At 58.8% G+C, this 11,343-nt stretch carries 18 protein-coding genes and 1 pseudogene; 13 read left to right on the forward strand and 6 right to left on the reverse strand.

The window, feature by feature from the left end:
• Positions 1-71, forward strand: a pseudogene (locus DXY16_RS15345) (photosystem II protein D2); the annotation flags it as partial.
• Entirely contained in the window at positions 55-1,443 is a 1,389-nt protein-coding gene (psbC, locus tag DXY16_RS01285) for a photosystem II reaction center protein CP43 (RefSeq protein WP_115014566.1), read from the forward strand. The pseudogene DXY16_RS15345 and the gene psbC, both read left to right, overlap by 17 nt.
• Before the next feature lie 259 nt (positions 1,444-1,702).
• Here the strand turns inward: psbC and DXY16_RS01290 are convergent, their stop codons facing one another.
• Positions 1,703-1,975, reverse strand: a complete 273-nt coding sequence (locus DXY16_RS01290; protein WP_137006995.1) for a hypothetical protein — start codon at positions 1,973-1,975, stop codon at positions 1,703-1,705.
• A gap of 60 nt (positions 1,976-2,035) precedes the next feature.
• The gene (locus tag DXY16_RS01295; protein ID WP_115118782.1) at positions 2,036-2,611 is read right to left on the reverse strand and encodes a nucleoside triphosphate pyrophosphatase; all 576 of its coding nucleotides are present in this window, start codon (positions 2,609-2,611) and stop codon (positions 2,036-2,038) included.
• Between the two features lie 87 nt (positions 2,612-2,698).
• Here DXY16_RS01295 and DXY16_RS01300 point away from each other — a divergent pair, with 87 nt between their 5' ends.
• From DXY16_RS01300 to DXY16_RS01315, 4 genes are read left to right on the forward strand one after another with little or no spacing between them, the layout of a single operon-like run.
• The gene (locus DXY16_RS01300; RefSeq protein WP_371410849.1) at positions 2,699-3,079 is read left to right on the forward strand and encodes an Npun_F0494 family protein; all 381 of its coding nucleotides are present in this window, start codon (positions 2,699-2,701) and stop codon (positions 3,077-3,079) included.
• 44 nt (positions 3,080-3,123) lie between these two features.
• Complete coding sequence (locus DXY16_RS01305) at positions 3,124-4,608, forward strand: cobyric acid synthase (protein ID WP_115118805.1); 1,485 nt, start codon at positions 3,124-3,126, stop codon at positions 4,606-4,608.
• Entirely contained in the window at positions 4,605-4,844 is a 240-nt protein-coding gene (locus tag DXY16_RS01310) for a 2Fe-2S iron-sulfur cluster binding domain-containing protein (protein ID WP_115118784.1), read from the forward strand. Before DXY16_RS01305 ends, DXY16_RS01310 begins: the two co-directional genes overlap by 4 nt.
• 51 nt (positions 4,845-4,895) lie before the next feature.
• Complete coding sequence (locus DXY16_RS01315; RefSeq protein ID WP_115118786.1) at positions 4,896-5,423, forward strand: hypothetical protein; 528 nt, start codon at positions 4,896-4,898, stop codon at positions 5,421-5,423.
• Between the two features lie 87 nt (positions 5,424-5,510).
• Here the strand turns inward: DXY16_RS01315 and DXY16_RS01320 are convergent, their stop codons facing one another.
• The gene (locus DXY16_RS01320) at positions 5,511-5,738 is read right to left on the reverse strand and encodes a hypothetical protein (RefSeq protein WP_115118788.1); all 228 of its coding nucleotides are present in this window, start codon (positions 5,736-5,738) and stop codon (positions 5,511-5,513) included.
• 115 nt (positions 5,739-5,853) lie between these two features.
• On the opposite strand from DXY16_RS01320, the gene DXY16_RS15235 reads away from it, so the two are divergent.
• Genes DXY16_RS15235 through DXY16_RS01330 form a run of 4 tightly spaced genes read left to right on the forward strand, consistent with a single transcriptional unit; the run spans position 5,854 to position 7,799 of the window.
• Positions 5,854-5,985 carry a hypothetical protein gene (locus DXY16_RS15235; protein WP_256359581.1) on the forward strand — a complete coding sequence of 44 codons (132 nt, stop codon included), beginning with the start codon at positions 5,854-5,856 and terminating at the stop codon, positions 5,983-5,985.
• Positions 5,986-5,989: 4 nt separating this feature from the next.
• Positions 5,990-6,883 (forward strand): EamA family transporter, encoded by an 894-nt coding sequence (locus tag DXY16_RS01325; RefSeq protein ID WP_115118790.1) that lies wholly within the window; start codon positions 5,990-5,992, stop codon positions 6,881-6,883.
• Positions 6,884-6,903: 20 nt separating this feature from the next.
• Positions 6,904-7,065, forward strand: a complete 162-nt coding sequence (locus DXY16_RS14525) for a hypothetical protein (protein ID WP_170953781.1) — start codon at positions 6,904-6,906, stop codon at positions 7,063-7,065.
• Entirely contained in the window at positions 7,062-7,799 is a 738-nt protein-coding gene (locus DXY16_RS01330; protein ID WP_115118792.1) for an MBL fold metallo-hydrolase, read from the forward strand. Before DXY16_RS14525 ends, DXY16_RS01330 begins: the two co-directional genes overlap by 4 nt.
• A gap of 109 nt (positions 7,800-7,908) precedes the next feature.
• Here the strand turns inward: DXY16_RS01330 and DXY16_RS01335 are convergent, their stop codons facing one another.
• Entirely contained in the window at positions 7,909-8,565 is a 657-nt protein-coding gene (locus DXY16_RS01335) for a phosphoribosyltransferase family protein (protein ID WP_115118794.1), read from the reverse strand.
• A gap of 56 nt (positions 8,566-8,621) precedes the next feature.
• Positions 8,622-8,882 carry a DUF1651 domain-containing protein gene (locus tag DXY16_RS01340; RefSeq protein ID WP_115118795.1) on the reverse strand — a complete coding sequence of 87 codons (261 nt, stop codon included), beginning with the start codon at positions 8,880-8,882 and terminating at the stop codon, positions 8,622-8,624.
• An 88-nt stretch (positions 8,883-8,970) separates the two neighbouring features.
• On the opposite strand from DXY16_RS01340, the gene DXY16_RS01345 reads away from it, so the two are divergent.
• Complete coding sequence (locus DXY16_RS01345) at positions 8,971-9,630, forward strand: secondary thiamine-phosphate synthase enzyme YjbQ (RefSeq protein WP_115118797.1); 660 nt, start codon at positions 8,971-8,973, stop codon at positions 9,628-9,630.
• A gap of 79 nt (positions 9,631-9,709) precedes the next feature.
• A complete protein-coding gene (locus DXY16_RS01350; protein ID WP_115014597.1) occupies positions 9,710-9,859 on the forward strand; it encodes a ribbon-helix-helix protein, CopG family in 150 nt (49 codons plus the stop codon).
• Positions 9,860-9,910: 51 nt separating this feature from the next.
• On the opposite strand, the gene DXY16_RS01355 is transcribed toward DXY16_RS01350, so the two are convergent.
• A complete protein-coding gene (locus DXY16_RS01355; protein ID WP_115014608.1) occupies positions 9,911-10,150 on the reverse strand; it encodes a hypothetical protein in 240 nt (79 codons plus the stop codon).
• 889 nt (positions 10,151-11,039) lie between these two features.
• Here DXY16_RS01355 and DXY16_RS01365 point away from each other — a divergent pair.
• The gene (locus DXY16_RS01365; protein WP_206749539.1) at positions 11,040-11,270 is read left to right on the forward strand and encodes a hypothetical protein; all 231 of its coding nucleotides are present in this window, start codon (positions 11,040-11,042) and stop codon (positions 11,268-11,270) included.
• The last annotated feature ends 73 nt before the right edge of the window (positions 11,271-11,343 follow it).

Genomic DNA, 11,343 nt, shown 5'->3' on the forward strand with positions numbered 1-11,343 from the left:
CACCGGCTGACCAGCCGCACGAAAACTTCGTCTTCCCTGAAGAGGTTCTGCCCCGTGGAAACGCCCTTTAATTCCGGTCTTGTCGCCACCGGCGGCAAAGACCTTGACTCAACCGGTTACGCGTGGTGGTCAGGCAATGCTCGCCTGATCAACCTGTCCGGCCGTCTGCTGGGTGCCCATGTGGCGCACGCTGGCCTGATGGTGTTCTGGGCAGGCGCAATGATGCTGTTCGAGGTGAGTCATTTCACCTTCGACAAGCCCATGTACGAACAGGGCTTCATCTGCATGCCGCACGTTGCCACCCTTGGCTACGGCGTCGGTCCTGGCGGTGAAGTCACCAATCTGTTCCCATTCTTTGTGGTCGGTGTTCTGCACCTGATCAGCTCCGCAGTGCTCGGACTGGGTGGCCTGTATCACGCCATCCGTGGTCCTGAAATCCTGGAGAACTATTCCACCTTCTTCTCCCAGGACTGGCGGGATAAGAACCAGATGACCAACATCATTGGTTATCACCTGATTCTGCTCGGCGTCGGCTGCCTGCTCTTGGTCTTCAAGGCCATGTTCTTCGGCGGCGTTTACGACACCTGGGCACCAGGTGGTGGTGATGTGCGTCTGATCACCAACCCCACCCTGAATCCAGGTGTGATCTTCGGCTATCTGTTCCGCGCTCCGTTTGGTGGCGAGGGCTGGATCATCGGTGTGAACTCCCTGGAAGACATCATTGGTGGCCACATCTGGCTGGGTCTGACCCTGATCTTTGGTGGCATTTGGCATGTGATCACCAAGCCATTCGGCTGGGTGCGTCGTGCCTTCATTTGGAACGGTGAGGCCTACCTGAGCTACAGCCTTGGAGCTCTGAGCTTCATGAGCTTCATCTGCTCCGCATACATCTGGTTTAACAACACCGCCTATCCCTCAGAATTCTGGGGACCCACCAACGCTGAATCGTCCCAGGCTCAGAGTTTCACCTTCCTGGTACGTGACCAGCGCCTTGGCGCCAATATCGGATCCGCTATGGGTCCCACTGGTTTGGGTAAATACCTGATGCGCTCACCAACTGGCGAGATCATCTTCGGTGGTGAAACCATGCGTTTTTGGGACTTCCGTGGTCCCTGGCTGGAGCCCCTCCGTGGCCCCAACGGTCTCAGCCTCGACAAGCTGCAGAACGATATTCAGCCTTGGCAGGTCCGCCGCGCCGCTGAATACATGACCCACGCCCCTAATGCCTCACTCAACTCTGTTGGAGGCATCATCACCGAGCCCAACTCGGTGAACTTCGTGAACCTTCGCCAGTGGTTGGGAGCAGCACAGTTTGTGCTCGCCTTCTTCTTCCTGGTGGGTCACCTCTGGCATGCAGGCCGCGCTCGCGCTGCTGCTGCCGGTTTCGAGAAGGGAATCGACCGTCAGGCCGAACCCACTTTGGCCATGCCCGATCTCGACTGATCACAGCGATCAGTCCCTTCGGCATCAAGCCAACAACGATCGTCACTCAACCCCGCCGAAAGGCGGGGTTTTTTGTTGGCTCAATCATGAGCGCAGTCAATCGTCTCGTGACAACGTCGGTCTTCAAAACGAGCGCGATCAAGATCTGAGCCAAGCAGCCTGCAAAGCAGGCTGCCGGGATGGCGCCCATGCCAGGGACGTCAGTCTCCACAATCAAATGGCAGACATGAGGTAATGCGTGCCACCGTGAGCTTGACGATCAGAAACTGAGGTCGAGAAGCGAGTGTCCGTTAGGAGCCCGGCCCTTCTCTCCAGGAGCAACCGGCGTGTTGACATCGAAATCTGACCGACCGAGTCGTTGCGAAGACCCACTGAAGTGAGCCTGCTCGGATGAAAGATCCAAGGAGGTTGATGTGGATGCGATCGATGGAGTCCCGACCTGGGGGCGATGGACAGGCTCCATGGCGCACACCGGCGTGATCAAGGACAACGTGGCCAACAGAGGCCAGCAGGCATGGCGCAGAGCAAACATCAAGCCGAGCACGAAGGGGGTACCTTCGACTTAGCTACGGCCAGAGAAAAATGACAACGCTCAAGCAGCAGCCAACCATCGACGCAGCAGCGGCAGGCTGAGGCCAATCACGTTGGAGTAACAACCATCCAGCCGCTCCACACAGCAGCCGCCTCGACCTTCAAGGGCAAAGCCCCCGGCACACTGCATTGGTTCCCCAGTGGAGACATAGGCCGCAATCTCCTCATCGGTCAGCTCAGAGAACAACACACGAGTGGTGACACAACAACGGCGTACCGGACGGGATGGTGCAGCCGCCAGGCCGGGCAGCAGGCAATGGCCGGTGTGCAGCTCTGCCCATGCTCCACGTAAGCGCTGCCAACGCGCGATCGCCTCCTCAGCATCGGCGGGTTTGCCAAACACCTCACCCTCAAAAGCCAGCACAGAATCGCAACCCAACACGGCTGTGATCGCCTCATCGGCGCAGTGCTCTCGCACCACAGAGGCCTTGGCTGCAGCCAACAACTGAACCAGCTCAGCAGGATCTGGATCGAAAATCGCCTCCTCGTCAACGCCACTCACCTGAACGCGGTGGTGAATCGCAGCCTGTTCCAGCAAGCGGCGACGAGCAGGTGATGCGGATGCCAGCAAAAGCACGGCTGCAACGCGGATGTGCAGAGTCTGCCAAGGGCTGCACGGCTGACCGCTCCAGCCATGAGAATGGGTCACGAACCACCAGCCACTGTGAACGCATCAGCCCAGACCCTGCTGACCGCCCGCTCCCGGGAACGGGCCCGGCAGGCTCTGCGCTGTCTACCCTTTGCGCTGGAGTTCTACAGCATTCTCGAGAGGGGAGCCCTGAGTAGCACTGAGCTCGCGGCACGTCCCGACTGGTCTGAACTCTGCCTCAGCCAGCTGAACCGATCACGCACGGAAGACCAACTGATCTGGCTGATCCAACTCGGAGTCTTGCGCCGTGAGGTGGATGGACAGGGACTGACCGAACGGGTACGCCTCACGCCAATGGGACGGGAGTTGCTGCTGGCCTGGCCCGCTGGCATCCCTCCAGCCTCGCCAGCCCAGCGGCTGCATCACTGGCTGCGCCGACGCCGGCCCCGGTTGTGAGCCCAGCCATGGCGATGACAACGCATCCAGCCCGCCCACCGCTGATGGTGCTTGGCACCAGCAGCGGTGCCGGCAAGTCATTGATGAATGCCGCTCTCTGCCGCGTGCTCCTACGCCGCGGCGAACAGCCGCTGCCCTTCAAGGGTCAGAACATGAGCAACAACGCCTGGGTGGATCCAAGCGGCGGTGAGATGGCCTACTCCCAGGCGCTTCAGGCCTGGGCCGCGGGCCTCGAGCCCGAATGTGCCATGAACCCGGTGCTGCTCAAGCCCCAGGGCGACTCCACCAGCGAACTGATTCACCTTGGCCAAGCAGTCGGCCGGGCAAGGGCAGAAACGTATTACGAGGAATGGTTTCGCCCAGGCTGGGCAGCCATTCGCAAGGGCCTGACCAACCTGCAAACCCACCACCCCGGCGGCCGACTTGTGCTGGAGGGAGCTGGAAGCCCAGTGGAGGTGAATCTGCAGCGCCGCGATCTCACAAACCTGCGACTGGCGCAGTACCTCCGTGCCCGCTGCCTCCTGGTGGCGGACATCGAACGGGGAGGCGTCTTTGCCCAGATTGTGGGCACCCTCAACTTGCTCAGACCCGTGGAACGACCACTGATCAGGGGAATCCTGATCAATCGTTTCCGCGGCCGCCAATCCTTATTTGATGAGGGGCGGCGCTGGCTTGAGGAACACACTGGAGTGCCGGTGCTGGGGGTGATGCCCTGGCTCGATGAGCTGTTCCCCCCAGAAGACTCACTTGATCTGCTGGAACGGCGTGGCCGCAAACAAGGGGCCGAGGTGGACATCGCTGTGGTACGAGTGCCCTCGCTCAGCAATTTCTCGGACCTCGACCCACTCGAAGCCGAGCCCACGGTGCAACTGCGTTGGCTAAGCCCAGGTCAAGAGCTCGGCCGACCTGATGCGGTGATCATTCCAGGCAGCAAACAAACTCTGCGCGATCTCCAGGACCTAAAAGACAGCGGCCTTGATACCAGCCTGGTTCGGTACGTGCATGAGGGTGGCCAACTGATGGGCATCTGCGGCGGCATGCAAATGCTGGGTCGGGAACTGCATGATCCAGAGGGACGCGAAGGTCCTCACAACCCAGACAAGGTTGCCGGACTCGATCTGCTGCCACTGAGCACACTGTTCAGCAGCCAGAAGGCCCTACTCCAGCGAAGCAGCGTGGCCTACTGGCCCACGGGGAGTCCACGCTTGAGCCTGGAAGGATTTGAGCTGCATCGCGGTCACACCACGCCTATGGAGCACTGCTCCAATCTCTGCGACAACGACGCACTCGGCTGGGTCAGAAGCGTGGGGACCCAGGGGGGCCTGGTGGTGGGCACCTATCTGCATGGCATTTTCGAAAGCGGACCCTGGCGGCGGCGCTGGCTGAATCAACTACGGGACCGCCGCGGACTCAGTCTGCTCAGCGAAGACCAACCCCATCACAGCCGACAGCGCGATGCCTTGCTCGATCGCCTGGCCGACGCGTTTGAGCGTCATGTGAATCTGGACCCTCTCCTGGAGGGGCCATGACAACCGTGCGGATTCACTGGCCCAATGGGCGCAATGGTGAACACCTGGTAGGCAGCGACTGGCTGACAGCGGCTCGGGATGCAGGGGTGACCATTCCCACCGGCTGCATGGGTGGCAGTTGCGGCGCCTGCGAGATCGAGGTGAACGGCACGACGGTGCGAGCCTGCATCAGCACGGTTCCGAGCAGCAGACGTGGCGAACTCAAAGTCGAATTCGCCACAGATCCCTTCTGGTGAAGCGCATCACCACTGCTGACCTCTGCCCTACCAGTTTTTCACCATCCAAGAATGAACAAGCTCACCAAAACGGCTCTCTTGTTGACAGGAGCAACCTTACTAACGGGCTGCACTTTGCCCATCTCAATGAATCTACCTGGGCAATCTCCGGTCAAACGAATTTACTGCTCGATCAAATCGATTGGCATCGACTTGCATTTCGACAACACCACCGGAGAACTCTTTTCACACAATGAATTCACATCCTTACTTGACCCTTTCAAGCTCGAGAAGGAGATCCCCTTTAACGAATTCATCCCCGGCGAGGCGATCAAGGAGGGACTTATAGCAGTAGGAGGACCACAGGGGAGCATCGAAAATGGCAACCTCGCCATCAAGCTTTTTGACAAAACCGATCCCAGCAATTTCGTCAGACTGCTGATCAACCTGGAAACGCTGAAGGCAACGCTTGATCTCAGCAAGGTAGGCAGCGGTTACAATTCACCGAGCCAAAATGATGTCAATACAGTGACAGCTTATGTTGGCAAATCACTAACATGTGAATACATCACTCCACAATCGATCCAACGGTCGAACTAGCAACCTTTCCAAAAGAGAAGGCATCAAGATCACGTCACCTTCAGGAGCGCTGCCCCTGAAGGTGACCGATGCGTCAGCACAGACACTTCAACGCTTGAGCACCCGGCAGTAGGACAACCAACCGGCAATCCCACCATCCAGCTCCTGGCGCTCTTCATCAGTCTTGGGCTCAGGCAGCCCCAACTGCTTGATGGCCTCCAATCGGGTGAGGTAACCAGCCTCAAAGCGGGCACAGATCAGTTGATGCTCTGCCAGACGATTGACGGCGCAACCACTGAACAGCAGGACAGCCGGCAGAAGCCATACCCTCGTCATCAGGCTTCTCAACATGATTCTCCAAGCAAAGGACAGACCAGCCGGGGCAGCGATGAGGTGAGCAGGGCATTCACCTTGCTGTCAGCCAGATTGACTACAACGATCGCGCAGACCGATGAACCACACCGAGAGGCGGCGAGGCGGAGGCCTATTGGTGGTGGGCGTGGGCGGCCTCTCCAGCCTGCTGGGGGAGGTCCTGCTGGGCTTGGTTTTTGGCCTAACGCTGCTTCAGGGACAAGGGAGCTGATCGGATGGGCGTCCTGGCAGGTCTCGTCGCCGCCCTGGCATGGACCGTGGCCAGCAGCCTCTGGCGCAGCCTGTCGACATCCCTCAGTTCCCTGCAACTGAACGGCCTCAAAAATGCCATCGCCTGCCTCTTGCTGCTGCCAGTGCTCCTCTCCGTGCCCTGGCAACATCAGCCAAGCCGTTGGCTGATGTTGCTACTCAGCGGCGCCATCGGCATTGCTGCAGGCGACAGCTTTTACATCGGAGCCTTACGGCGACTGGGCACCCGTCGCACCCTCACCGTTGAGGCACTCGCACCTCTTGTGGCTGCCATCAGCGGTCTTGCCTGGATGGGAGAAGACCTTGGACTGCTCACCTGGAGCGGCGCCACCCTGGTGAGCCTTTCCGTCGTGATCGTGGCCCGACAGCGTCCGCCGACACAAACGGCAGGGCGTGATCGAGGCCAACAGGCCCAAGCCCTTGGTCTGCTGTTGGCACTGATGGCGGTGATCTGTGGTGTTGGTGGAGCCGCCCTCTCCCGCAGCGTGCTGCTAAGCGCTGCGGTGCAACCGATTCAGAGTTCCGCCGTCAGGCTGCTGGGGGGTCTGGTCTGTCTTCTGCCCTGGCTGCTCGGGTCTCGAGGCTGGCCATGGCATAGGCAGGAGCGTGCTGGCCCATGGCCGAAGCAACGCCGCTGGCTTCGGGTCATGACAGCAACGGTGCTGGGCACGAACTTAGGCATCCTGTTGCAGCAGGAGGTGTTGCAGCGTCTCCCTCTGGCCGTGGCTGTCACCCTGCTGAGCACCGCACCAGTGATGGCACTTCTGGTGGCATCCCAAGAGGGCGATCATCCACGCGCTGCTGGTGTGGCTGCCTCCCTACTGGCGGTCACCGGTGTGGCCATGGCCGTGTTGGACTGAATCAGCGTTCGCCATGCCCCATGACTGCCCGCCGCTGGTTTGTACTGGTTGGGGCCGTTGCCGGCCTGATCGCGATGGTGGCCTGGATCGGAGAAATCGATCTCGGCATCGACAACTCCCTCTCCGCCCCGCCAGGCTCCCAACCACAGCCATCAGACCAATCCAGCGGCAATCAGCCATGAGCAAGGCAGGGTCAGCGACCTATTTCGGATCCAACAGCTGGCTACTAGAGATCGCAGGACTGAGGGTTTTGGTAGACCCCTGGCTGGTCGAGGCCCTGGTGTTTCCGCCGGGTGCCTGGCTGCTCAAAGGTGAACTGCAGCACCCATGGCCGATTCCGGAGCAACTGGATTTACTGCTGCTCACCCAGGGATTAGCCGATCATTCCCACCCGCCGACCCTCAAACGCCTACCCCGCAGCCTGCCAGTGGTGGCATCACCTGCAGCAACGCGCGTTGTCAAAGGTCTGGGTTTCGAACACGTCACCAGCCTGCAACCTGGTGAACAGCATCAGATCGAGGGCCTCAACATCCTGGCCTCAGCCGGTGCCCGTGTGCCGATGGTGGAGAACGGATACCTGCTGGATTGGCCGGAAGGATCGCTGTATCTCGAACCCCATGGAGTGATTGATCCTGCTCTACCCAAGCGTTGCGTGAACACAGTGATCTCACCGGTGAGCGATCTAGGCCTGCCGCTAGCGGGGGCCTTCATCACCGGAGCCAGCGTGCTGCCTCAGCTGATGGAGCGTTTCCAACCACGCCAGATCTTGGCCAGCACAACCGGAGGCGATGTGCGCTTTTCAGGCTTGATCAGCCGCTGGCTGGAGACCAGCAGCAGCGCGACGGTCGATCAGCCGCTGACAAGTGCTGTTGTCACCCCGGTACCAGGACAACCGGTCATGCTTGAAGGTGCTTAAGCGATCAAAGCCCCAACCGAGCAGGAGCGTGGGATTCAATCCTTGACCTCAAGAGTTTGCGCCATCAGGCTGACGAAACAGCCAGGGACAATGCACAACAACTGAACCGTTAAGGCACCACACCGGGCTTCTGGCTGTCGAGAAATTCAGCGCCATGGGCATAACGCACATTCACAGGAATGCCGGCCTTGCAGAGTGGACATTCGTCTGCAGGCCAGGCAGGCAAGATGACTTCATCGAGAAAGATGAACCTCTCAACCCCAAGGTCTTCCACCCCAACATTCCCCCGGTTCACATATGTGGCGATACCGATCGGACGGCCACCGACGCGAACAACGGCCTCGCAGGTCAGGCGCACTGAAAATCCCGTATTGACAACATCATCGATGATCAAAACAGATTGATTTCTGATGAGCTCGTCATACCCTCTTTTGATCTCAAAGCTTGCAGTTTTGCCTTCAGCATCAAGCTGTCGCTCAGCAAAGACACAACCACATCCGAGAGCCAACGCGGTGTATTGAGCGCAAATCACACCACCGATAGCAGGTCCACAGACGAAGTCAGGATTCAAGCCTCGATCCTGTATCTCCGCGCCTAAAAGTTGCCCAAGCTGATACGCAAGGTCTGGTTGACAGTTGATTAGATCCTTGGCGATCCATCCGGAGCCATGATCGCCCGAGGCATACACAAAGTGATCAGCTTCGATCAGCGTTCCGCTCGATTCCAGAATCCTGCGTGTGGCCTGCTGTCGATCCTGAGAAGACATCTCGCCTGCCCAAGGCTCACTGCATTCAGCCTGGCAAAGACTGGAGGATCACCCCATCACCATCTCGGAGCACTTCGCACCCACCCGGTTTGCAGCATGTGCGTCCAAGCGTCGATGGCGTTGTGGCGCAACAGGCGCCTCACCACAGGCTGGCCAGCAGCATGGAGCGATCTGGTCTCAACCTCAATCCACTTCGCATGTGCTGAAGGCAGCGCATTGCGGAACCGGCAGACCAGCTGCTGCTGCTCAGACCACAACCAACCGTCCCGATCCTTCTGTGGATAGCGTTCGACCTGCGGATGATCCTTCTTGGGCATAGGTGAAAGGATGGCGCCCTGTTTGGTTGGAGCGAGGCTTTGATCGCCAGAGCGTTGCTATCGGTAGGGACCGCTCGCTGCAGCAAGCATGGCCCTGGCCCAACGCCTGCATCAACTGGAGGTGCCCACCAGAGAGCCGGGATTTACACGGCTCAATGAACTCCTCAATGCCTGGATCGCTGGCACCGGCATTCAGCAGGGTGTGCTGCATCTGACCTGCCTGCACACCAGCGCCAGCCTGACGATTAACGAAAATGCTGACCCGCGTGTTCTCAAGGACCTGCAGGCATGGATGGATGCCGTGGTTCCCCAAGACGGCCAAGGCCCCATCAATGGCGATGGCGCACGAACCCGATACCTCCATGACGACGAGGGCGATGACGACATGCCAGCCCATATCCGCACAGCATTGACCAGTCAGACCATGACGCTGAGCATTGACCGAGGTCATCTACTGCTTGGCGTTTGGCAAGGCGTTTACCTCTGGGAGCACCGTGCCAACCCTCAGACACGGCGCATTGCCTGTCATGTCGTCGGTGAGCCGCAAGAAGACCAACAAGCCAAGCCCGCCAGCACTGCGCAGCAAAGCTCTTCAACGATGCTTCAGCGCCTGAGTGGAACCAAGCTCAATCAAGCGGTACAAGCCCGCTTCGATCCCAATGCCTGGGAGCGCGATGGCGGCATCGACACCGACGTCGATCTGCTGATCGACCGCCTGCATGAACTCACCGACAAGGGATCGGCATGATTGCCAAAAAAAACTGCGCACCCCAGCAACGACAAACCCCGGTGAAGCAGCTAGAAAGCAACCAACCTGGTTGCGTGGCATGGACGTGAGAGACGAAACGGAGAACACCGTGCATCTCAGCCCCGAACTCGTGAAAGTGCTCGATCAGCGGAGACGCGAATGGGGGGCCACCAGCCGTGGTGAGGTTGTGGAGATGCTTTTAGGCTGGATGAAAAAGAAATCAGCCTGATCAATTAAGGGGCGCCCTACATCAGAATTCAGCACGATTGGAGACTATGGATTACTCCTTAGCTCTCTTGAAGGTGTAGCAACCACCGTGATAACCCGTAAACGGTTGGGCATATGTCATCAGTTCCCAGCCCTGCTCACCCAATTCATTCATCAATCCCACCAGGGTGATGTTCCTCTGTGGGTGACTTCGCGAGATCAATTGACGATCATCTAGCCAAAGCTCCTCAATTTCACCTGTCCAGCTTTTGCCTCGGGGAACAAAGCGAAGTTGCGTGTATTCCCATTTCATCAGCAGTGGAGTCAGTGGAGGTAGGGGCGGCCGCGACTTTACCGCGTGGGCAATGGATCCGAACGGCAGAGGGATCTGCAGCAGCAGCTCTGATCGTGTGCGAGCTTCAAAAAAGACAGCGTCCCACTCAGACAAGCCGTCTCAGCAGTGCTCGCGAGCAAATGCTTTGAGAGGAACGGCAGCAACCAGCCTCTCCAAGGCTGTCGATCTCTTCGGCATGTCCAGTGAACTCGTGAGGACCTGCCAAAAAGGCAAAGACCTGGAGTGGTGTTGGCGACTCCATCGACCTAGACCGTGAATGAAAGCGGATTGGATCAGGATTCCAATCCGCTTTCATTCACGGTCTAGGTCTTCCAACAATGAATAAGCGAGGCTTCTGGAGGCAAAGCCAGCAATCGCATGAAAAAAGAAGATGCCTCAGCGACAAATAGCTGAGTCAATCGCTTCTGATTCGAAGCGATGAAGAGCTGATGTAATTAAGCAGGGGAAGCTTGATGGAGCCCTTCGGATTGCTCCTGTTCTGCCAGCTCACGCAGGTATCGGCGGCGCTGGGGGGATTCGTAGCCAGTGAGCTGATGGGTGGGTGGATGGATGCCCCACTTTCTCCACTCCCTTCTGGGAGCGATTTGTCTTCGGTTCATGGAATCGAGTTATCGGTTCTCGCGCAGTGGGCCTTTATCTGGCACTTTGGCGTGAAGTAAGTATCACACATCTGTCAAGCCTTCTTCAGCCACCTCTCTGGCATCCCCATTCGATGGCGCCTTGGGGGCTGTCTATGCATGGACAGAGTCAGGGCATCGATCCCGCCAGTCAGGGAGGGGGATTGAGTCGCGGCGGACGTGAGAATCAGAGCTAGGAGCAGCTGGTAGCACGGCACTGCCGCTCAGCCATGCAGCACTGTGAAGACAACGGCAGGAGAGAGATGGCAGAACAACGCAATGCACTTCAGCGGATCGATGCCTCTGTTGTTGCTGCAGAGCAACGCTGCGGAGATGACTGGCCAAAAGGGCTGGCGGCTGCCATTGCCAGAGGACACAACACGAGCGTCAGACGAGTGATGGCAAGAAGAACGGCGCTCCGAGCCAGTCGCGGGTTCTTCGGCTCCTTTTCATCGATCTAACCCCCGCCCCTAACGGGCCGGGGGTTGAGCTTGGCTGCCTTCAAAGTGGTCCGTTGCTTTGACCTTCAGCGGA

It is taken from the genome of Synechococcus sp. UW105, assembly GCF_900473935.1.
GTDB lineage: Bacteria > Cyanobacteriota > Cyanobacteriia > PCC-6307 > Cyanobiaceae > Synechococcus_C.